Raw genomic sequence first — 20,638 nt, forward strand, 5'->3', positions numbered from 1 at the left:
CTGAACACGCCGTCCGCACCGCGACGGGTGTCCACGTCCGGCGCCACCGGGCCGGTAGAATGGCCGGTCCATGAGCGCCGTCCTGCCCCTGCACCCCGACTCCACGCCGCGCGACGCGACGTCCGCACTCCCGCTGGCCGAACCCGAGCCGCGCGCCGGCTCGGTGGAGAAACTCGCCACCCGCCTGCGCCACCAGGTCGGCCAGGCCATCGCCGACTTCGGGATGATCGAGGACGGCGACAAGGTGATGGTCTGCCTGTCCGGCGGCAAGGACAGCTACACCATGCTGGACGTGCTGCTGCAGCTGCAGAAGAAGGCGCCGGTGAAGTTCGAGCTGGTCGCGGTCAACCTCGACCAGAAGCAGCCGGACTTCCCGGAGGACGTGCTGCCGCGGTACCTGGAATCGGTCGGCGTGCCGTACACGATCCTCGAGCAGGACACCTACTCGGTGGTGACGCGGGTGGTGCCGGAAGGCAAGACGATGTGCTCGCTGTGCTCGCGCCTGCGCCGCGGCGCACTGTACACGCACGCGGCCGAGCACGGCTTCACCAAGATCGCGCTGGGCCACCACCGCGACGACCTCGTCGCCACCTTCTTCCTCAACCTGTTCTTCCACGCCAAGCTCTCGGGCATGCCGCCCAAGCTGCTGTCGGACGACGGCCGCCACGTGGTGATCCGCCCGCTGGCCTACGTGCGCGAGGACGACATCGCGCGCTACGCCCGGCTCAAGCAGTTCCCGATCATCCCCTGCAACCTCTGCGGCAGCCAGGAAAACCTGCAGCGCAAGCAGGTGCAGCGGATGATGGCCGACTGGGAGCGCGAATCGCCGGGCCGTCTGGAGACCATCGCGCGCGCGCTGGGCGACATCCGGCCGTCGCAGCTCAGCGATCCGAAGCTGTTCGATTTCCTGGGGTTGCGGGGCGCTGGCACCGTGGACAGCGATCCCAGCAGCGACGAGGCGTCCGTTGCTTCGGCACGGACAGCGTAACGACCATGACGTCGACGTAACCCCAGCCGTCACTCCCGCGAAGGCGGGAAGCCATGGACTTTGTGTCGTTGCTCCCTGATACAGAGTCAAACGGCAACGTCCCTGGATTACCGCCTTCGCGGGAATGACGGCAGAACAAGTAGACGCACTCGACAACGTAGTGCGGCACCACCCCATTCGCACCCACCGGACTTTCGATGTTCTTTCGCAACCTGACGCTGTTCCGCTTCCCCACCGCCCATTCCTTCGACGCACTCGACACCGGCCTGGCCGAATGCCAGCTCAAGCCGGTCGGCCCGATGGAGCTGTCCAGCCGCGGCTTCGTGCCGCCGCTGGGCCGTGACACCGAGGCGATGTCGCACACCCGTGGCGACGCCACCTGGCTCAGCGTCGGCAGCGAGGAGCGCCTGCTGCCCGGTTCGGTCGTCAACGACCTGCTGGCCAAGAAGCTGGCGGAGATCGAGCAGAAGGAAGGCCGCAAGCCGGGCGGCCGCACGCGCAAGCGCATCAAGGACGAGCTGATCGTCGACCTGCTGCCGCGCGCCTTCATCAAGCCCGGCCGCACCGATGCGCTGATCGACCGTGAGCACGGCCTGCTGGTCGTCGACAGCTCCAGCCGCAAGTCGGCCGAGAACGTCGCCAGCGAGATCCGCCGCGCGCTGGGCAGCTTCCCGGCGCTGCCTCTCAACGCCGAGGTCGCGCCGCGTTCGGTGCTGACCGGCTGGGTCGCCGGCGAGCCGCTGCCCGATGGCCTGACGCTCGGCGACGAGTGCGAGCTGCGCGATCCGGTCGACCAGGGCGCGGTGGTGAAGTGCCAGCGCATGGAGCTGGCCGACAACGACGAGATCGCCAAGCACCTGGAGACCGGCAAGCAGGTCACGCGGCTGGCGCTGAACCTCGACGACCACGTGCAATTCGTGCTCGGCGAGGACCTGGTCATCCGCAAGTTCAAGCTGCTCGACGGCGCCGTCGACCAGCTCGACAGCGGCGATGCCGGCGACATGCTGGCCGAACTCGACGCGCGCTTCGCGTTGATGAGCGCGGAGGTCAAGCGCCTGTTCGTGGTGCTGGAACGCGCGTTGAAGTTGAGCCGCGCCGAAGCCTGACGCACGCGCCGTCGCGGCATTGCCGCGCGTCGCCACGCGCAATCGCGCGTTATCATCCGGGGCGTTCCACGGACGGACGCCCGACCCGTCAGCTGCCTTGCTTTCGCCAGAGTCCGTGCCGTCCATGCCGTCCCCCAAACGCCTGCTCGCGCCCTTGTTGCGCGCGCCCGAGCGTGCGTCCTTCGATGTCGAACTGGCCGATGGCCGTGTCGTACCCGTGCGGTGCGTGCGAGATGCACGCTCGCGCCGGGTGAAGCTGTCGGTCGACGAGCGCGGCGCGCGGCTGTCACTGCCGTTGCGCGCCAGTGCCGCGGCCGGCGAGCGGTTCGTGCGTGAGCACCGCGACTGGCTGGGCCAGCAGATCGACCGCCATGCGCTGGATGCGTTGCCCGAGCTGGTGCGTGGCGTGACCGCGACGCTGCCGCTGCGCGGCGCGAGCTGCGCGCTGGAGTGGCGCGAGGGCCGCTTCACCTGCCTCGAGCTGGACGCCGCAGGCGACGATGGCGCACCGCGCGCGGTGTTTACCGTGGCCGCGCGCGCCGGTGATGCCGCCATCCACCGCGCACTGCGTGATTTCTACGAGGCGCAGGCGCGCGGCGATGTCGGCCGCTGGCTGCCGCGCCACGTGCACGGCGTGCCGCGCCCGCTGCGACGCGTCGTGTTCAAGGTGATGTCCTCGCAGTGGGGTTCGCTGGCACCCGACGGCACGATGGCGCTGGACCTGTCGTTGGTGCTGGCGCGGCCGTCGGCCTTCGAATACGTGCTGGTGCACGAACTCTGCCACCTGATCCGCGCCGACCACTCGCGCGCGTTCTGGGACGAGGTCGAGGCGCGGTTCCCAGACTGGCGCGACGAGCGCGACTACTTCCGCAGCGAAGGCCGCCGGCTGAAGGCGACGCTGCGCGGGCTGCTGGGCGGCTGACTGACTGACCGGCTGGGTGGCCGGCACGTGGCGTGCGCTGCGTTGAACCGGTCGCGGCGCTGTTGCCGCGTCGACGCCTTGCCGCCATGTCCCGTCCTTTCTCTGCACGTGCCGCCCTGTGCGTGGTCCTGCCTGCCGTCCTTGCACTGTCCGGCTGCAGCAAGTCGTCCGATGAACTGGCAGCCGAGGCTGCGATCCGCGCGGCGACCGGGCACGACGTCAAGGTCGACCGCGACGGCGACCAGGTCACGGTCAAGACCGACGAGGGCGAGATGCGCATCGCCGGTGGCGACGACCTCGCCCTGCCCGACGGCTTTCCCGACGACATCTACCTGCCGCCGCAGTACCGCGTCACCAGTGTCATGGACATGGGCGGCACGCACGTCGTCAGCCTGAGCGCGCACGGCCGCGCCGGCGCGATGTTCGAGGAGGCGCGCGATTCGATGCAGAAGGCCGGCTGGCAGCAGACCATGGCCATGCAGCACGACGCCGACAACGCGATGCTGGCCTTCGAGAAGGGCGACCGCGCCTCGGTGCTGTCCTTCAGCGGCGCCGGAAACGACGAGGTGCAGGTCGGCGTGCAGCTGCGCGAAACGCAGCAGCAGTAGTCAGCGCGCGAAGAAGTCGCCGATCGCCGCGGCCACCCCGGCCGGGTCTTCCATGTGCAGGTGGTGGCTGCCGTCCATCACCACGACCTCGCCGCGCTGCAGGCAGCCCGCGCGCGCGTGGCGCAGCACGTCGGGGAAGTAGGGCGGCGCCGGGTTGGCGTAGATGACGCGCACCGGGCATTGGATGCCGGCCACCAGGTCGCGCACCTGCGACTCGCTGATGCGGACGGCGGTGGGCTGCGTCAGGCGCGGGTCGCTGCGCCAGGCGTAGCCGCGGCTGCCGGCCGCGTCCTGCGTGGGGACGATGCCGCGCTCCACCAGCAACCGCGCCACCGGTTCGCTCAGGCCGTTGGCCTGCATCCGTGCGCGCACCGCGGTGGCGATGTCGGGGAAGACCCGCAGCGGCCGCCGCGGCGCGGCGAACGCCTTGAACGCGTCGCGCAGGCGCTCGGCGGTGCGGTCCTCGCGCTCGGCCAGCGCGCCCAGCGACTCCACCAGCGCCAGCCGGCCGATGCGGTCCGGGCGCGCCGCAGCCATCACGCTGGCGACCGCGCCGCCCAATGAATGCGCGAGCACGTCGAAGCGCTCCCAGCCCAGCGCATCGGCCATCGCGAACCCGGCCCGTGCAAACCCGGCCATCGTGTAGTCCGCCGCAGGTGGCAGGTGCGCGCTGGCGCCGTGGCCCGGCATGTCCATCGCCGCCAGGTCCAGCGCCGGCAGCAACGGGGCCAGCGGCGCGAAGCTGTCGGCGTTGTCGAGCCAGCCATGAAGCGCGAGCACACGCGGGCCGTCACCGTCGCGCCGCCACCCGGTGAGGCGGCCGAAGGGCGTGTCGAGGGTGATCTCGCGGCGGCCGGTTGCCCCCATGTCCGCCACGCTCAACGCCACGCCTCCAGCTCGCGCTGCGCAATGGCGGCCAGCGCGCGCGCGTGGTCGGGGAGGTCATTGAGGCAGGGGATGTAGCGCAGGCTGCCGCCGGCCGAATGCTCGGTGAACTCCTCGGCCAGCATCATCGCCACTTCCTCCAGCGTTTCCAGGCAATCGACGGCGAACCCGGGCGCGGCGACATCCACGGTGCGGATGCCGCGACCGGCCAGCGCCGCCAACGTGTCGCTGGTGGAAGGCTCCAGCCAGCGTTCGCGGCCGAACCGCGACTGGTAGCTCAGCGTCCATTGCGACGGCTCCAATCCGAGCGCACCGGCAATCGCCGCCGCGCTCGCCTCGCACTGCGCCGCGTACGGGTCGCCCTGGTCGACCAGCCGCTGCGGCAGGCCGTGGAAGGAGAACAGCAGGTGGCCACCGTCTCCGTGGCGCGCGCGGTAGTCGCGGATCGACATCGCCACCGCCTCGATCCAGCCGGCATCGAGGTGGTAGTCGCCGACCATCCGCGTCGCCAGGCCGTCGGCGCGTTCCAGCACGTCGGCCACCGAGGCGGTGGTGGACGTGGAGTACTGCGGGTACAGCGGCAGTGCCAGCACGCGGCGGACGCCCTCGCCGCGCAGGCGCTGCAGCAGCGCGCGGAAGTTCGGATTGCCGTAGCGCATGGCATCAACCACGCGCACGCCCGGCAGTTCGCGCTGTACGGCCTGCGCGAGCCGCCGGGTGTACACCGCCAGCGGCGAGCCGCCCGGCCTGTCGGCGTCGTCGGCCAGCCAGATCGAGGCGTACTTGTGGGCCACCTTCGGTCCGCGGATGGGCAGGATCAAGAAGTGCAGCAGCGGGCACCACAGCCAGCGCGTCAGGCTGACGACCCGGTGGTCGTGCAGGAACTCGGCCAGGTAGCGGCGCACCGCTTTCGCGGTGGGGGCATCGGGCGTGCCGAGGTTGACCAGCACGACGGCCGTGTCGGCGGGCGCGTCGTCGCGCGGGATGGAGACACCTGAGGGTGCGGAAGTCGCATTCATCGGCATAGGATGACAGCTGCCGCGATGCCCGGCAGCCGCCCCGCGTTGCAATGGCGTGTTGCGCAGTTGGGCACCGATTCATTGCCGCGTCACTAGCCTGAGCCGGCTGCCGCGGCGCGATGCGCCCGGCCGTGCGCCGAACGCGGCGCGAACGGCGCGGTCCAAGCGCCACCCCGAACACACCGATGGAGCCCGCCATGCGCCGCCTTGCCGTCCTGCTGTTGTCCCTCACGCTCGCGTCCACGGCCGTTGCCGGCCCCACCGAGGACGCCCGCGCTCAGAACGCGCTGCGGGTGTTGAACGACATCCAGCGCATCCCCGAGTCGGCCATCCCCGACAAGCTGCTGGACGAAGCGCGCGCGATTGTCATCGTGCCCGACACGCTGAAGATCGGCCTGGTGCTGGGCGGCCGCCGCGGCCACGGCGTGGTGGCGGTGAAGAACCCCGACGGCACGTGGTCGAACCCGGCGTTCGTGTCCCTGACCGGTGGCAGCATCGGCTTCCAGGCCGGCGTGCAGTCCTCCGACGTGGTGCTGGTGTTCACCAGCGAGCGCGGGCTGGAGTCGATCGTCAACGGCAAGATCACCCTGGGCGCCGACGCCGGCATCGCCGCCGGCCCGGTCGGGCGCAACACCGCGCTGGCCACGGACGGCAACCTGAAGGCCGAAATCTGGTCGTGGTCGCGCGCGCGCGGCCTGTTCGCCGGCGTGGCGCTGGACGGCGCGGTGCTGAGCATCGACGACGAGGCCAACCAGGCCGTCTACGGTGCGGGCACCACGCCGCGCATGATCTTCGAAGGCCGCACCGCGCAGCCGGCGTCGGACGCGATCGTCGACGTACGCGACCAGCTGGAGGAGGCCACTGCCAGCGCCCGCTACGCGCGTGGCACGGCCGGTGCCAACGCCCGGGTGCAGTCCGGCGGCGCGGTCACCGCGCCGGTCCAGGTCGCCCCGCCCGTGGAGGCCCCGGTGCAGGCGCCGCCGCAGCCCCAGCCGTTCGAGACGGTCGAGAACCCGGCCACCATCGAACCGCTGCCGTAAGCGGCGCAACCCGGCCGCCGCACGGCGCGGCCGGACCCGCTGCGGTATCCTGATCGCCCGTCCCCGCAGGCAATCCCATGGGCAGTTTCAGCATCTGGCACTGGCTGGTCGTGCTGGTGATCGTGGTCCTCGTCTTCGGCACCAAGCGGCTGAAGAACGTCGGCAAGGATCTCGGCGAAGCCGTCAAGGGCTTCAAGCAGGGCGTGCATGACGGCGACAAGGACGGCCCGGATGCACGCCTGCCGCACGAGCGCAATGAGAATGTCGAATCGCCGCGGCAGGAGTCCTCGACGCCGCCGCGCGACGAGACCCGCCGCTGACCGCGCGCCCCGCGTGCGCACCGGCACCTCATGTTCGATATCGGTTTCTCCGAGCTGTTCCTCGTCGCCGTGGTGGCGCTGATCGTGCTCGGCCCCGAACGCCTGCCCAAGGCCGCGCGGTTCGCCGGCCTGTGGGTGCGGCGCGCGCGCGCGCAGTGGTATTCGGTCAAGGCCGAACTCGAGAACGAACTGGCCGACGAGGAGCTCAAGCGCAGCCTGCGCCAGGCCCGCGACGACCTGGATGACGCCCGTGCCTCGGTGGCCGCCAGTGGAGCCGCGGTGCGCGAGGGCTTCAATGTCGGGCCGCGCGACCCGTTGCCCGAGCCGGGCGGTCCGCCCAAGGGCGATCCCGACAGCGGCGAGCCGCCCGCGGGCGATCCCGACCCCGGTGAACCCGTGCGGCGCGATCCCGGCGTCGATGCACCGGTGAAGGAGCCGCCCCCGGCGCCGGACGAGCCCGAACCCACGCCGGTCCCCGATGACCATGACCCGCGACGACGCTGAGCGCGCCGCCGCGGCGCCCGCTGAGCCGCGCCTGATCGACCACCTGCTGGAACTGCGCGCACGGCTGCTGCGGGCGGTGGTCGGGCTGGTGCTGGTGCTGCTGGTGTTGCTGCCGTTCGCCAACGACCTCTACGCTTGGCTGTCGGCGCCGTTGCTGGCCAAGCTGCCCGCCGGCGGCCAGCTGATCGCGGTGGAAGTCGCCTCGCCGTTCTTCGCGCCGCTGAAGCTGGCGTTCTTCGTCGCGCTGATGCTGGCGATGCCGTGGCTGCTGTACCAGGCGTGGGCGTTCGTCGCGCCGGGCCTGTACCAGCGCGAGAAGCGCCTGGCGCTGCCGCTGCTGGTGTCGGCGGTGGCGCTGTTCTATGCCGGCTGCGCGTTCGCGTTCTACCTGGTGCTGCCGACGGTGTTCGGGTTCCTGGCCGGCATCACGCCCGAGGACGTGGCGATGATGACCGACATCAACGCCTACCTCGACTTCGTGCTGGTGATCTTCCTGGCGTTCGGGCTGAGCTTCGAACTGCCGGTGGCGCTGGTGGTGCTGGCGCTGCTGGGCTGGGTGACGCCGGCGCAGTTGGCCGATTCGCGCGGCTACGCCATCGTCGGCATGTTCGTGATCGCCGCGATCATCACCCCGCCGGACGTCGTCTCGCAGCTGATGCTGGCGATACCGATGTGCCTGCTGTACGAAGTCGGGATCATCGCCGCGCGCATGGTGGCGCCGCGGCGCGAGCCGTAGGGTCCGGCGCACCTTTCCTGCCGTTGTAGGAGCGGCTTCAGCCGCGATGGGCGCGCAGAACCCCTGTAGGAGCGACGTAAGTCGCGACCCGTCGGGTCACGCGATTGCGCGGTCGCGACTTAGGTCGCTCCTACAAAGGAGAGGATGCGGCGAACTGGCAATCGCGGCTGAAGCCGCTCCTACAGGTGGGGCCTGGGCTCGGGTTACGCCTCGAAGCCGCCCGACGCCGGCGTCACCACCGGCGGGGCCGGGGCATCGCCCAGCATCTGCCGCCACGCGTGGTAGATCGTGCCGGCCATCACCGGCATCAGCACCGCCATCATCAGCAGCTGCCCGAGGAACAGCGCGGCGGCCTGGCCGATGGCGAAGCCGATCAGCGCGGTGACGATGTTGATACCGATGCTGATGGCGATCACCGCGATGAACATCAGCACGATCAGCAGCAGCACCGCTGGCAGGTTGCGCACGCAGGCGCGGAAGCTGGCGCCCATCGCGGCGAACGCGCCGCGGTCGGTGAACATCACGTCGGGGATGGCGATGAAGGTGAAGAAGCCCACCACCACGCCGACGACCATCGCCAGCAGCAGCCAGCCGAACATGCGGTCGGTCGGAAGCGTCTCCACCAGCGCGGGGTCCGGGTTGTCCTGGAGCTGCTGCATGACGTTGGCCATCTGCTGCAGCTGCTCCGGGCCGAACATCGCCAGCAGCAGCATCACCAGGATGGCCAGCGCGGCGATCTGCGGCAGCAGCATCGCCAGCAGCCGGGGCAGCTTGCCCTCGCGCACGCCCTGCGCCAGGTGGACGGGCTGGGCGCTGCGACCCTGGTCGACCTCGCGCGCGGCATAGATCATGCCGCCGAACAGGATCGGGCCGAGCACCGCGACGATGAAGGTCAGCCACAACTGGCCGGACATCGCCGCCAGCATCGACAGCGCGCCCCAGATCACGCCCAGCAGGCCCAGCGCCAGCGGCGCCTTGCGCAACAGGCCGAAGCCGGCCAGCAACCATTCCGCGCCGGCGTTGAACGGCACCTTGCGAATCTGCGTCATCGTGGGGTTCCCGGTAATTCGTGGTGGAGCACAGGCCGCCATCTTAAACGCGATGGCGACCGCCGCCCCTACCGTCGCGGCAGCCCACGGACGTGGTGCACGAAGCGCTTGAGCACCCGGCGCGCCTCCGGGGCGGCGCGGACGTTGCGGGTGATGGTCTTCGGGCAGTGCCCCTCCTGCTGCAGGGCGACGCGGCGCGCGTGCACGTAGCCGCGCATGTGCGTGGCGCTGAATTCGGGGTGGAACTGCACGCCCCAGGCCGCCTCGCCCCAGCGGAAGGCGTGGCAGGGATCGTGCTCCGACCGCGCCAGCACGGTGGCGCCCGGCGGCGGCGCCAGCACCGTCTGCAGGTGCGTGACCTGCGCGGCGAAGCGCTCGGGGATCGGGGCGAACACCGGATCGTCCTGCGCGGCCGGGTGCAGCTGGATGTCGACCGTGCCCATCTCGCGGCCGCCCGGGTGGTCGCCGACCTCGCCGCCGAGCGCATGCGCCAGCAGCTGGTGGCCGTAGCAGATGCCGAACACCGGGGTGCCGGCGTGCGCGGCGTCGCGCAGCCAGGCGGCGCTGGCCTCGGACCAGTCGGCGCGGTCGGTGACCATCGCGCCGGACCCGGTGACGATCACGCCGGCGAAGCCCTCGCGCGGCGGCAGCGGTTCACCGCCCTGGACGTCGACCGCGACGGTGTCGTCCTCGTGCAGGCCGGCGGCGACGCGGATCCAGTGGGGGAAGCCGCGGTAACGGCGCATGGAGGCGACCGGCTGGCCGGTCTCCAGGATCAGGAAAGGGGGCATGGGACCTGCGGGTTCAGTCTTTCGGCGGTAGGACGGAAACGACTTCGGCGATTGTAGTCAGCCCCAGCGCGACCTTGTCGGCCGCCGCCATCCGCAGGGTGCGCACGCCTTCTTCGCCGGCGACCCGGGAGAACGCCGCCAGGTCCATCTCGGCGCGGATGAGGCCGCGCAGGCGCGGGGTGACGGTCAGCAGCTCGTACAGCCCGACCCGCCCCAGGTAGCCGGTGCGCCGGCACTCCAGGCAGCCGACCGCGGCATGCGGGTGCTGGACCGCGGGCGGCGGCGCGTCGCCAAGCAGGCTGCGCCAGTCCTCGGCGTCCAGCGTCGCCGGCCGCTTGCAGTGCGGGCACAGCGTGCGCACCAGCCGCTGCGCCAGCACGCCGTTGAGCGTGGAGGCGACCAGGTAGTGCGGCACGCCCAGGTCCAGCAGGCGGGTGATCGCCGAGGCGGCATCGTTGGTGTGCAGGGTCGACAGCACCAAGTGACCGGTGAGCGCGGCCTGCACCGCCATCTGCGCGGTCTCCAGGTCGCGGATCTCGCCGATCATGATGATGTCCGGGTCCTGCCGCAGCAGGGTGCGCACCCCAGAGGCGAAGTCCAGGTCGATGCCCGGCTGCACCTGCATCTGGTTGAACTCCGGAGCGACCATCTCGATCGGGTCCTCGACGCTGCACACGTTGACGTCCGGCGTGGCCAGCCGCTTGAGCGTCGAGTACAGCGTGGTGGTCTTGCCCGAGCCGGTCGGACCGGTGACCAGCACGATGCCGTGCGGGCGCTCGACCAGCGCGTTCCAGCCGGCGGCCTCGTCGGCGCTGAAACCCAGCTGGCCGATGTCCTTGATCGCGGTGTCCGGGTCGAAGATGCGCATCACGCACTTCTCGCCGAACGCGGTGGGCATGGTGGAGACGCGCATCTCGACCTCGCGCCCGCCCGGCGAGCGCGTCTTGATGCGGCCGTCCTGCGGGCGCCGGCGCTCGGCCAGGTCCATGCGGCTCAAGACCTTGATGCGGCTGACCACCGCGGTCATCACCGCGGGTGGCAGCTCGAACACCTTGTGCATCACGCCATCGATGCGGAAGCGCATGCGCCCCATGTCGCGGCGCGGCTCCAGGTGGATGTCGGAGGCGCGCTGCTCGTAGGCGTACTGCAGCAGCCAGTCGACGATGTGCACCACGTGGTGGTCGTCGGCGCCGACCTCGCCGACCCGCCCCAGCTCGATGAGCTGTTCGAAGTTGGGCATGCCGGTGGTGTCGCGGGTTTCGCGCGCGCCGCGCACGGACCGCGTCACGCCGAAGAACTCCATCGTGTAGCGGTGCAGGTCCAGCGGGTTGACCACCGCCAGCTCGACCGGGCGCCGCGTCAGGTGCTGCAGATCGTCCCACCACGCCAGGTCGGTGGGCTCGCTGGTGGCGACCAGCACGCGCTCGTGGCTGACTGCGAGGGGCAGGATGCGGTGCCGGCGCGCGTACGCGTGCGACACCACCGCGGTCGCGGCGGCGACATCCACGCGGGTGGGGTCGATGCGCAGGTAGCGGTGGCCGGTCTCGTGCGCGAGCCATTCGGTCAGGCGCTCCAGGCTCAGCTCGGTGCCGGGGTGGCGGCGCGAGTCCAGCTTGAGGTTGGCCAGCAGCACCAGCGGGTGCACGTCACCGGGATGGCGGGCGGCGGCAGTGCCGCGCACGCGCTCGGCGTCGCTGCTGGCGATCAGGCCGTCCTCGGCAAGTGCCGAGGCCACCCGGGCCAGCGACAGGCGTCCGGGCGGGAGGCGGGAGGGCACCGGCGGGGCGGCCTCGCCGGGCACGTGTCGCGGCTCGTTCAAGCCATCGCTCCTGCGGGTGCGCATCGCGGAAAAGGGACTGCGCGACGGTGCCCGCCGCGCGCGGTCGGACGCCGTGAAGGCGCTCGCTATACTAGCGCGCCCCCACGCACGGCCCTTTCCGCCATGAGCGACGCGGTCACATTCCAGCAGCTGATCCAGCGCCTCAACGCCTACTGGGCCGAGCAGGGCTGCGTGCTGATCCAGCCGCTCGACCTGGAGGTCGGCGCCGGCACGTTCCATCCGGCCACGTTCCTGCGTGCGCTCGGCCCGGAGCCGTGGAACGCCGCCTACGTGCAGCCCTGCCGCCGTCCCACCGACGGCCGCTACGGCGACAACCCCAACCGCCTGCAGCGCTACTACCAGTACCAGGTGGCGATGAAGCCCTCGCCCGACAACATCGTCGAGCTGTACTTCGATTCGCTCAAGGCGCTGGGCGTGGACCCGCTGGTGCACGACCTGCGCCTGGTCGAGGACAACTGGGAATCGCCGACGCTCGGCGCCTGGGGCCTGGGCTGGGAGGTGTGGCTCAACGGCATGGAGGTGACGCAGTTCACCTACTTCCAGCAGGCCGGCGGCATCGAGTGCAAGCCGGTGCTGGGCGAGATCACCTACGGCCTGGAGCGTCTCTGCATGTATCTGCAGAACGTCGACAACGTGTTCGACCTGGTGTGGACCCATGGCCCGGACGGCGCGCCGGTGTATTACCGCGACGTCTACCACCAGAACGAGGTCGAGCAGAGCACGTACAACTTCGAACACGCCGACGTCGCAGAACTCTTCCACCGCTTCGACGCCTGCGAGGCCGAGGCCGCCAAGCTCACCGAACTCGGCCTGCCGCTGCCGGCCTACGAGCAGGTGTGCAAGGCCAGCCACAGCTTCAACATGCTCGACGCGCGCCGCGCGATCTCCGTCACCGAACGCCAGCGCTACATCCTGCGGGTCCGAAAGATCGCGCAGGGCGTGGCCGAGGCGTACTTCGCGCAGCGCGAGAAGCTGGGGTTCCCGGGGTTGAAGCAGGTTTCCAAGGCGGCGTAGAAGCCTTTAGCCCCCTCTCCCCTCGGGAGAGGGCTGGGGAGAGGGTTCGGCGAAGCGAGGTTGGCGAACTGCCGATGCACTACATCAGCCTACGATCGATAGCCCCGGCATCATTCTGATCACCCCGCCGTACCCCCATCCGCCCTTCGGGCACCTTCTCCCAACGGGAGAAGGAAAAAAAGAAGCGACAACAAGACGACGCCATGACCGACACCCAACCCCTGCCCATGCTTCCCCTGCTCGTCGAACTGGGCACCGAGGAACTGCCGGTCAAGGCGCTGCCCGGGCTGGCGCAGGCGTTCTTCGACGGCGTCCTTGATGGCCTGGCCAAGCGCGGCATCGCCTTCGACCGCGGCGCGGCCAAGCCGCTGTATTCGCCGCGCCGCCTGGCGGTGGTGCTGCCGGCCGTGGCCGTCGAACAGCCGGAGCAGCACTCGGAAGTACTGGGCCCGTACCTCAACATCGCGCTGGACGCCGACGGCCAGCCGACGCGCGCGCTGGCCGGCTTCGCCGCCAAGGCGGGCGTCGAGTGGACCGCGCTCGAGAAGACCACCGACAACAAGGGCGAGCGCTTCGTGCACCGCTCAAGGACGCCGGGCGCGCGTACCGCCGAGTTGCTGGGCGAGATCGTGCGCGAGGCCATCGCCGCCATGCCGATCCCCAAGCCGATGCGCTGGGGCGCGCACGCGCATGGCTTCGCGCGTCCCGTGCACTGGCTGGTGCTGATGCTCGGTGGCGAGATCGTGGACGCCGAGGTGCTGGGCGCACGCAGCGACCGCATGAGCCGCGGCCACCGTTTCATGCACGACAAGCCGGTCTGGATCGGCGGCGCGGACGACTATGTCGATGCCCTGCGTGGCGCGAAGGTGCTGGTCGATCCCGAGGAGCGTCGCGCGCGCATCGTCGCGGAAGTCGAGGCCGCCGCACGCAACGCCGGCGGCACGGCGCGCATCGACGACGGAATCCTCGAGGAGGTCAACGGCCTCGTCGAATGGCCCAAGGCCGTGGTCTGCAGCTTCGAGCGCGAGTTCCTGGCGGTGCCGCAGGAAGCGCTGATCGCGACGATGGAAACCAACCAGAAGTTCTTCCCGGTGCTGGACAACGAAAGCCGGCTGAGCGAGCACTTCGTCGGTATCGCCAACATCGAGTCCAAGGACGAAGCCGAGGTCCGCAAGGGCTACGAGCGCGTCATCCGCCCGCGCTTCAGTGATGCCAAGTTCTTCTTCGTCGAGGACATGAAGCAGGGCCTGGCGTCGATGAACGAGGGCTTGGCCACTGTCACCTACCAGAAGGCGCTGGGCACCGTCGCCGACAAGGTCGCGCGCGTGGCCGCGCTGGCCGAAGCGATTGCGCCGCAGGTCGGTGTCGACGCCGCACTGGCGCGCCGCGCCGCCCAGCTGTCCAAGGCCGACCTGCAGTCGCGCCTGGTCGGCGAGTTCCCGGAGTTGCAGGGCATCGCCGGCCGCCACTACGTGATGCAGGACGCGGCGCTGTCGGAGCTGTCGCTGGAGCAGCGCACCGCGTTGGCTGCTGCCATCGACGAGGCCTACATGCCGCGCTTCGCCGGCGATGCCATCGCGCCGTCGAAGCTCGGCCAGGTGCTGGCGATCGCCGAGCGCCTGGACACGCTCGCCGGCGGGTTTGCCGCCGGCCTGAAGCCGACCGGCAACAAGGACCCATTCGCGCTGCGGCGCAATGCGCTGGGGTTGGCGCGGACGTTGATTGAGGGCGGGGTCGACGCGGCGTTGGACCCATTGGTCGAGGCCGCGTTGGACGCCCAGCCGGCGAAGCCTTCCGCCGATTCCAACACCGAGTCGGCTGCCACTGACCTGCGCGACTTCATCCTCGATCGCCTTCGCGGCTACTACGCCGACCAGGGCGTGACGCCGCAGCAGTTCGAGGCGGTGGTGCAGGTGTTCCCGGTGGTGGGCGGCAGTGCAGGCGCGGCCTCAGCCGCGAACGCCCCTGCCGGCGCATCGTCGGCCGGCTCCCTCCCAGACTTCGACCGCCGCCTCAAGGCCCTCGTCGAATTCGCCGCGCTGCCCGAGGCCGAAGCGCTCGCCGCTGCCAACAAGCGCAGCCGCAACATCCTGAAGAAGGTCGAAGGCGAGGTGCCGACGGCCATCAACCCGGCGCTGTTTTCCGACGACGCCGAACGCGAACTCGCCGAGGCCGTCGATGCCGCCATCGCCGACACCGACCCGCTGCTGGCCGCGCGCGACTACGTCGCCGTGCTCGGCCGGCTGGCGCGCCTGCGCCCGCAGGTCGACCGCTTCTTCGACGAGGTCATGGTCAACGCCGACGACCCGGCGGTGCGCGCCAACCGCCTCGCGCTGCTCAAGCGGCTCAGCGACCGGCTGGGCAGCGTCGCGGCCATCGAGCACCTGTCGGCCTGAGGCGAGGTGCGGTCGCGCGTGGCCTTGGCGGCCCGCCCGGACTGGACATCGACGCACCCTTGCCGTCATCCCGGCGAAAGCCGGGATCCATCTTCGAGCAGCGACGTACCGTTCGGAGGCGGCCATTCAGTGACACATGCGCGCGCGGCCGCCTCGAGGTGTGGGTAGCCGGCGAACGTCACGATGGGTCCCGGCTTTCGCCGGGACGACGGAATCGGGACCGCGCGGCCGCGCGTGAAGCGTCCTCCCCATTCCACTCCACCCCACCTTGACGGCCGCATCCCGATCCTCGCGCGATGCCCAGTTCCCGCGCCCCGTCCAAACCCGCCACGCCCATCGCCGCCGGCAACGGGGCGGCCATCGAGCACGCGCGCGCCGCGGGCCTGCGCTACGTCAGCGACCTCGATCCCGGTTACGTGCGGCAGCGCTCCGGCACCGGCTTCAGCTATCGCGACCCGGCCGGTCAGGCGGTGCGCGATGCGGGTGAACTGCAACGCATCCGCGCGCTGGCGGTGCCGCCGGCCTACACCGACGTCTGGATCTGCCTGCACCCGAAGGGACACCTGCAGGCTACCGGGCGCGACGCGCGCCACCGCAAGCAGTACCGCTACCATCCGGAGTGGCAGCGCGTGCGCGGCGAGGGCAAGTTCGACCGGATCATCGCGTTCGGCGAAGCACTGCCGCGGCTGCGGCGGCGGCTCAAGCGCGACCTCGCACTGCCGGGCTACCCGCGCGACAAGGTGCTGGCGATCGCCGTGGGCGTGATGGCGGCGACGCTCGTCCGCGTCGGCAATGACACCTACGCCCGCAGCAACAAGTCCTTCGGCCTGACCACGCTGCGCAACCGCCACATCGCGTTCCTGCGCGGCGGCCGCGCGCGGTTGAAGTTCCGCGGCAAGGCCGGGCTGGAGCACGACATCGAGCTGGACGACGTGCGCCTGGCGCGTGCGATCCGGAAGATCCAGCAGCTGCCCGGGCAGGCACTGTTCCAGTACCGCGACGACGACGGCACGCTGCAGCCGGTGGGCTCGGGCGACGTCAACGACTACCTGCGCGAGGCGATGGGCGAGGACTTCACCGCCAAGGACTTCCGCACCTGGGGCGGCACGCTGGCGGCGTTCCAGCGCTTTGCCGGCACGCCGCTGCCCGAGCCCGCCCGTGGCGACGAGCCCAGCGAAACCGCGCTGCGCGCCGTGGAGAAGGCGGTGATCAGCGAGGTCGCGCACGTGCTGGGCAACACGTCGGCGGTCTGCCGCAAGGCGTATGTCGACCCGTCGGTGCTGGCCGGCTGGCGCGACGGCTCGCTGGCACGTGCGGCCAACGACGCGCGCGGCGCCCGCCAGTGGGAAGCGGCCACGCTGAAGTTCCTCAAGCGCGCCCGCCGGGAGGCGCGGCGCAGCGCAAAGTCGCCGCGACGCACCCCGCGCTGACGCGCAGTCCTCGCAGTCCGTGCAATGCGCGGGTTTTCACGGTGCGATTCAGGGTCCGGGACGACACTCGCAGGCCCCCCGACGCAGGAGCACCGCCATGGCCCGTTGCGACGTCTGCGGCAACGAATACGACAAGGCGTTCACCGTCACCACGCCCGAACGCAGTGGCACCTTCGACTCGTTCGAATGCGCCATCCACGCGCTGGCGCCGAGCTGCGCGCACTGCGGTTGCCGGATCATCGGACACGGCAGCGAACACGACGGCACCTTCTACTGCTGTGCGCACTGCGCCAAGAAGGCCGGGGTGAAGGGGCTCGACGACCGCGTCTGAGGCCGTCAGGGCTCGAACTGCTCCAGCGTGCCGGCCGGGACCGGCCACAGCGCCCAGAACGGGTGGCGTCGCGCGCGCCACGCGGCGGCAGCGTCGTCCAGCACCGACACCAGCGTCTGCGCGTCGTCGGCGTTGGCCTCGCGCCACGCGTCGGCATGGACGAACAGCAGCAGGTGCCCCGGCGCCGACCACCACGACAGGTCGCCGAGACTGTCGGCCAGTGCATCCCAGTTGCCGCCGAACCAGTCCGGGAAGCGCAGCGCGGCGGCGATCCGGGCAATGGCGTCGTCCTTGCCCTTGCAGCCCTGCAGGTCGATCGGCACGACGGCAAAATCCAGCGCCGTCGCCGCCTCCGCCAGGGCGTCGCGGTCGCGCGCATCGACGAAGTAGGTGCCGGCCTGGACGGGGTCGGCCAGCAGCGCGCGCACGTCGATGGGGTTCATCGAGCCACGTCCGGATGGAAGCTACGGAAGCTGCGGTAGTGGTCGGCCGTGTACCAGTACTCGACCGGTGGATCGCCGCCGGTCACGATCCGGCGCGCGCCGCGGTCGCGCGAACCCGGCGTGTCGACGGTGAACTCTCGGTAGTAACCGCGGGGTCGTTGCGGCAGCAGGCGCTCGCGGTTCTGGAAGGTGCCGCCGTCCTGTGGGTAGGCGTACGGGCCGCCGCGTTCGATCGCGGCCAGCACCGGCCGGGCCTCGGCCGGTAGCCAATCCGGCAGGTGTGTCGCACGCGTGTCGCCCGACGGCGGCCGGGCCTCGCCTCCGTGGATGGTCGTGACCTGTTCGACCGGTGGCTGTATCGGCGCCGGCTGCAGCCAGAACCACAGGCCGGCGAGCAGGGCGATCACGATGATGACGGAGGTGCGGCGCACGGCGGGTCCGGTGGCGGCAACGGGGGGAGTCTAGCGCTGCACGCAGACGCGGGTGTGGTGTTGGCGGCTGCTGGAGCAGGTGGACGGCCGCTTCCATCGGGATGCGTTTCCGCCTTCTGTAGGAGCGGCTTCAGCCGCGATCGCATGGCGCGGAGGAAACAGGTTCTGGTTCGCGGCTGAAGCCGCTCCTACAACGGCGTAGTTTGGTTCGTGACGCGGACGGACCCGAGCGCGTGTAGGAGCGACGTAAGTCGCGATCAGCCAGTAGCGGCGCCTACGCGGCACCACGGTCGCGACTTACGTCGCTCCTACAAAGGCAAGCCAGCCTCACTGGGCTGATGCAAAGTCTCAGCCGCAACGAATACCGGTGATGACGTTGTTGGCGTCCACGTCGATGTTCAACCGACCCTCGATGTACTCCATCGTGACCATCTGCCCCGGCTTGAGCACGCGGGCGGTGCTGGCGCCGGCATCGCGCTGCGCGGCCGACACGACGGCCGGGGTGGCTTCGCTGCCGACATGGCCGGCGGCCGCATCGGCATTGCAGGTGCGGCGCGTCGGTGGCAGCGGGTCCGACATCGGCGGTGCACTGGCGCGGTCGGCTTCGGCCGGGTCGGTCGGCATTTCGGTCGGTGCGGGTGCGGAGACGCCGCGTCGGGTATCGGCAGGAGTACCGGACGACGCACTGTCTGAAGCGGTGGCCGGTGCCGCGCCATCACCGGCAAGGTCGTCACCGGCGGCGTTCGTATCGGAAGCGGTCTGCATGGCGTCCTCCGTACTGGCGGCGTCGCCCGCGCGATCGGCGCAGGCACCCAGCATCAGCGGCAGCAGCAGGGCGAGGACATGGGCGTGGCGCATGGTCGGCTCCTGTTGGGGCGCGAGGTCAGCCGCAGCGCAGCCCGGTGATCGCGCCGCGGTCGTTGACGTCGACGTTGATGCGGTCAGGGCGGTAGTCCATGGTCGCGGCGTCGCCCGGCTCCAGCACGCGTGCGTCGCGGCTGTTGGTGTCGCGCAGGATGCGATTGACCACGTCGTCGTTCACCGCCTGGCCAATGGCCCAGCGTGCGCCTTCCGCGTTGCAGGGCCCTTCGACCGGGTTCGCGCTCGGCGGCGGCGCCATGGTGGCGCACGCGCCAACCGACAACGCGAGTACGAGGGCGGGCAGGGCAGGCAAGGAGAAGGCACTGCGGTTCATGGCAACGCTCCGGCGGATCGCATGGATTCGGACCGCGGCAGCCTGCCGGCGGCCACGTGTGGAGCGCATGAAGACGGAAAACCGTCGCGTTCAGCCGCAGGCGGCGCGCAGGATCACGTCGTTGTCGTCGACTTCCAGGTTGAGCCGCGACGCACTGTAGTCCGCCGTCACCGGTTCACCAGGCCCGATCACGCGGACGCTGTCGGCACCGCTCAGTTCCCGTGCCAGGTCGAGGTTGGATGGTGTCGCCGCGTGCCCGGCCAGTGCGTCCACGCGCGCGGCGTCGCAGCTGCGCGCGTCGTCGGAATCGCTGGAGACCGCGGGGCGCTGATCCGCGTGGTCGTCCACGGACGCGACGCTGTCCACGGTGGGCGCGGATGCGCGCGTGGCGGTGGCGGCATCGGTCATCGAATCGGGTGCGCACGCGGTGGATGCTGTCGCCAGCAGCAGGGCCAGCGACATACGGGACAGGTTCGGGGGCGAAGCGGACATCGGGGTTCCAGCACGGCGACGGGGCGAAGTGTGCGCGCCGGTGCGTTGCGGTCGCGTCAACCCGCGGCGTTGGACTCCGCCTCGTGCACCTCCACCAGCCGCTGCATCAAACGCGCCAGCGTGACCACGTCCTGGTGGTTGTGCGCGCACACGCGGCGCAGCAACGACGACGCACCACCGCGCAGGTACGACAGCCATGCCGCCGGCGCCTGCGATCCCGGCAGGTCGTCTTCGCGCACGATCTGCAGCAGCTCGCGCTCCACGGTCGCCAGCCGGCAGTTCTCCCACGTACCGCGGTAGCGGCGGCGCGTCGGAAACAGCAGGTCGACGTGATCCAGCGGCGTGATCGGGCATGGCAGCCGCGCCAGCCGGTAGCGGGTCTTGAGCAGCGGCGCGTCGTAGCAGCGGCCGTTGTAGCTCGACAGCACGGTGGTCGGCGCCAGCCACGTCGCGAACTCGCGCAGCATCGCCGGCTCCGCCGCCAGCGTGGTGATCAGCAATTGCCGCACGCGCAGGCCGTCGCCGTGCAGCGGGTGCACGTGCCAGTCGGCTGCGCCGATCTGGAACGCGCGCGTGCCGGTGCCCCCGGCCAGGCCGGTGGTCTCGGTGTCGAAGAACAGGAGCGCGCGTGGGTCGACGTGCTCGCCCTCGCGCTTGGCGAAGGCGAGCGAGAGGGACGTGCGCGGTGTGGGCAACGGCAGGTGCGCCTCGATCAGGCGCAGGCCCGGGGCGATCTCCTCGCCCGGCAGCGTGCGGTCGACCGGGCCGCGCGGAACGGTGACGAAGGGCTTGCGCTCGCGCACGCCGAGTAGCCGGCGCAGGGTATCGATCGAGGTCGTGGCCGCGCCGTCGTTGGCGGCCGGTGTGTGGGCCGGCGGTATCGAAGCGGCCGGGGCCGAGTGCGATGGCGCGGGCGGCGCAGGCCCAGCCGGTGACGCGGTCCCGGCCTGCCGTTTCAGCGCGCGCAGTTTTTCCAGGGTGACGCTCATGCGTGGCCCCTGGGCAGCGCGATTCCTCTAGGAGCGACGTGAGTCGCAACCTGCAAGCCAGCCGAACACGCGCCGCGGTCGCGACTCACGTCGCTCCTACAGAGGAGTG

At 70.8% G+C, this 20,638-nt stretch carries 23 protein-coding genes; 12 read left to right on the top strand and 11 right to left on the bottom strand.

Features of this window, described 5'->3' with window-relative positions; translation table 11 throughout:
- The first annotated feature begins 70 nt into the window (after positions 1 to 70).
- The 4 genes from ttcA (at position 71) to K6753_RS00990 (ending at position 3,624) form a co-directional block, all read left to right on the top strand.
- A complete protein-coding gene (ttcA, locus tag K6753_RS00975) occupies positions 71 to 988 on the top strand; it encodes a tRNA 2-thiocytidine(32) synthetase TtcA (protein ID WP_223674318.1) in 918 nt (305 codons plus the stop codon).
- 197 nt (positions 989 to 1,185) lie between these two features.
- Positions 1,186 to 2,094 carry a recombination-associated protein RdgC gene (locus K6753_RS00980; protein WP_223674319.1) on the top strand — a complete coding sequence of 303 codons (909 nt, stop codon included), beginning with the start codon at positions 1,186 to 1,188 and terminating at the stop codon, positions 2,092 to 2,094.
- A gap of 124 nt (positions 2,095 to 2,218) precedes the next feature.
- On the top strand, positions 2,219 to 3,016 hold the full coding sequence (locus tag K6753_RS00985; protein WP_223674320.1) for a YgjP family zinc-dependent metalloprotease: 798 nt from the start codon (positions 2,219 to 2,221) through the stop codon (positions 3,014 to 3,016).
- Positions 3,017 to 3,102: 86 nt separating this feature from the next.
- A complete protein-coding gene (locus K6753_RS00990) occupies positions 3,103 to 3,624 on the top strand; it encodes a hypothetical protein (RefSeq protein ID WP_223674321.1) in 522 nt (173 codons plus the stop codon).
- Here the strand turns inward: K6753_RS00990 and K6753_RS00995 are convergent, their stop codons facing one another.
- Together K6753_RS00995 and hemH are read right to left on the bottom strand one after the other, a co-directional pair.
- Positions 3,625 to 4,491 (bottom strand): alpha/beta fold hydrolase, encoded by an 867-nt coding sequence (locus K6753_RS00995; protein WP_223674828.1) that lies wholly within the window; start codon positions 4,489 to 4,491, stop codon positions 3,625 to 3,627. It lies immediately after the preceding gene.
- 11 nt (positions 4,492 to 4,502) lie between these two features.
- Entirely contained in the window at positions 4,503 to 5,528 is a 1,026-nt protein-coding gene (gene hemH / locus K6753_RS01000; RefSeq protein WP_223674322.1) for a ferrochelatase, read from the bottom strand.
- A 197-nt stretch (positions 5,529 to 5,725) separates the two neighbouring features.
- Between hemH and K6753_RS01005 the strand changes: the two genes are divergently transcribed.
- The 4 genes from K6753_RS01005 (at position 5,726) to tatC (ending at position 8,128) form a co-directional block, all read left to right on the top strand.
- Entirely contained in the window at positions 5,726 to 6,568 is an 843-nt protein-coding gene (locus K6753_RS01005; protein WP_223674323.1) for a lipid-binding SYLF domain-containing protein, read from the top strand.
- Positions 6,569 to 6,645: 77 nt separating this feature from the next.
- On the top strand, positions 6,646 to 6,888 hold the full coding sequence (gene tatA, locus K6753_RS01010) for a Sec-independent protein translocase subunit TatA (protein ID WP_223674324.1): 243 nt from the start codon (positions 6,646 to 6,648) through the stop codon (positions 6,886 to 6,888).
- Between the two features lie 30 nt (positions 6,889 to 6,918).
- Positions 6,919 to 7,392, top strand: coding sequence for a Sec-independent protein translocase protein TatB (gene tatB, locus K6753_RS01015; protein ID WP_223674325.1), 474 nt, complete (start codon positions 6,919 to 6,921; stop codon positions 7,390 to 7,392).
- Entirely contained in the window at positions 7,373 to 8,128 is a 756-nt protein-coding gene (gene tatC / locus K6753_RS01020; RefSeq protein ID WP_425492030.1) for a twin-arginine translocase subunit TatC, read from the top strand. Before tatB ends, tatC begins: the two co-directional genes overlap by 20 nt.
- Before the next feature lie 203 nt (positions 8,129 to 8,331).
- Here tatC and K6753_RS01025 read toward each other — a convergent pair whose 3' ends face one another.
- The 3 genes from K6753_RS01025 to K6753_RS01035 form a co-directional block, all read right to left on the bottom strand.
- A complete protein-coding gene (locus K6753_RS01025; protein ID WP_223674327.1) occupies positions 8,332 to 9,177 on the bottom strand; it encodes a BPSS1780 family membrane protein in 846 nt (281 codons plus the stop codon).
- Between the two features lie 68 nt (positions 9,178 to 9,245).
- Positions 9,246 to 9,968 (bottom strand): glutamine amidotransferase, encoded by a 723-nt coding sequence (locus tag K6753_RS01030; RefSeq protein ID WP_223674328.1) that lies wholly within the window; start codon positions 9,966 to 9,968, stop codon positions 9,246 to 9,248.
- A gap of 13 nt (positions 9,969 to 9,981) precedes the next feature.
- Positions 9,982 to 11,769, bottom strand: a complete 1,788-nt coding sequence (locus K6753_RS01035) for a GspE/PulE family protein (protein ID WP_223674829.1) — start codon at positions 11,767 to 11,769, stop codon at positions 9,982 to 9,984.
- A 141-nt stretch (positions 11,770 to 11,910) separates the two neighbouring features.
- Between K6753_RS01035 and glyQ the strand changes: the two genes are divergently transcribed.
- The 4 genes from glyQ to K6753_RS01055 all read left to right on the top strand — a co-directional run bounded on the left by glyQ (position 11,911) and on the right by K6753_RS01055 (position 16,979).
- Positions 11,911 to 12,822, top strand: a complete 912-nt coding sequence (glyQ, locus tag K6753_RS01040) for a glycine--tRNA ligase subunit alpha (protein ID WP_223674329.1) — start codon at positions 11,911 to 11,913, stop codon at positions 12,820 to 12,822.
- Positions 12,823 to 13,049: 227 nt separating this feature from the next.
- Positions 13,050 to 15,218 carry a glycine--tRNA ligase subunit beta gene (gene glyS, locus K6753_RS01045; RefSeq protein ID WP_223674830.1) on the top strand — a complete coding sequence of 723 codons (2,169 nt, stop codon included), beginning with the start codon at positions 13,050 to 13,052 and terminating at the stop codon, positions 15,216 to 15,218.
- 296 nt (positions 15,219 to 15,514) lie between these two features.
- Positions 15,515 to 16,648 carry a DNA topoisomerase IB gene (locus K6753_RS01050; RefSeq protein WP_223674330.1) on the top strand — a complete coding sequence of 378 codons (1,134 nt, stop codon included), beginning with the start codon at positions 15,515 to 15,517 and terminating at the stop codon, positions 16,646 to 16,648.
- Between the two features lie 97 nt (positions 16,649 to 16,745).
- Positions 16,746 to 16,979 carry a hypothetical protein gene (locus K6753_RS01055; RefSeq protein WP_223674331.1) on the top strand — a complete coding sequence of 78 codons (234 nt, stop codon included), beginning with the start codon at positions 16,746 to 16,748 and terminating at the stop codon, positions 16,977 to 16,979.
- A 5-nt stretch (positions 16,980 to 16,984) separates the two neighbouring features.
- Here the strand turns inward: K6753_RS01055 and K6753_RS01060 are convergent, their stop codons facing one another.
- The 6 genes from K6753_RS01060 to K6753_RS01085 all read right to left on the bottom strand — a co-directional run bounded on the left by K6753_RS01060 (position 16,985) and on the right by K6753_RS01085 (position 20,529).
- The gene (locus K6753_RS01060; RefSeq protein WP_223674332.1) at positions 16,985 to 17,422 is read right to left on the bottom strand and encodes a barstar family protein; all 438 of its coding nucleotides are present in this window, start codon (positions 17,420 to 17,422) and stop codon (positions 16,985 to 16,987) included.
- Positions 17,419 to 17,853, bottom strand: a complete 435-nt coding sequence (locus K6753_RS01065) for a guanyl-specific ribonuclease (protein ID WP_223674333.1) — start codon at positions 17,851 to 17,853, stop codon at positions 17,419 to 17,421. The genes K6753_RS01060 and K6753_RS01065 overlap by 4 nt, the downstream gene beginning before the upstream one ends.
- A gap of 348 nt (positions 17,854 to 18,201) precedes the next feature.
- Complete coding sequence (locus tag K6753_RS01070; protein ID WP_223674334.1) at positions 18,202 to 18,711, bottom strand: I78 family peptidase inhibitor; 510 nt, start codon at positions 18,709 to 18,711, stop codon at positions 18,202 to 18,204.
- 25 nt (positions 18,712 to 18,736) lie between these two features.
- Positions 18,737 to 19,048 (bottom strand): I78 family peptidase inhibitor, encoded by a 312-nt coding sequence (locus K6753_RS01075; protein ID WP_223674335.1) that lies wholly within the window; start codon positions 19,046 to 19,048, stop codon positions 18,737 to 18,739.
- A 90-nt stretch (positions 19,049 to 19,138) separates the two neighbouring features.
- Positions 19,139 to 19,540 (bottom strand): I78 family peptidase inhibitor, encoded by a 402-nt coding sequence (locus K6753_RS01080; protein WP_223674336.1) that lies wholly within the window; start codon positions 19,538 to 19,540, stop codon positions 19,139 to 19,141.
- Between the two features lie 56 nt (positions 19,541 to 19,596).
- Positions 19,597 to 20,529 carry a ribonuclease H-like domain-containing protein gene (locus K6753_RS01085; protein WP_223674337.1) on the bottom strand — a complete coding sequence of 311 codons (933 nt, stop codon included), beginning with the start codon at positions 20,527 to 20,529 and terminating at the stop codon, positions 19,597 to 19,599.
- Between the last annotated feature and the right edge of the window lie 109 nt (positions 20,530 to 20,638).

This window comes from Novilysobacter selenitireducens (assembly GCF_020026895.1).
GTDB classification, from domain to species: domain Bacteria; phylum Pseudomonadota; class Gammaproteobacteria; order Xanthomonadales; family Xanthomonadaceae; genus Lysobacter_C; species Lysobacter_C selenitireducens.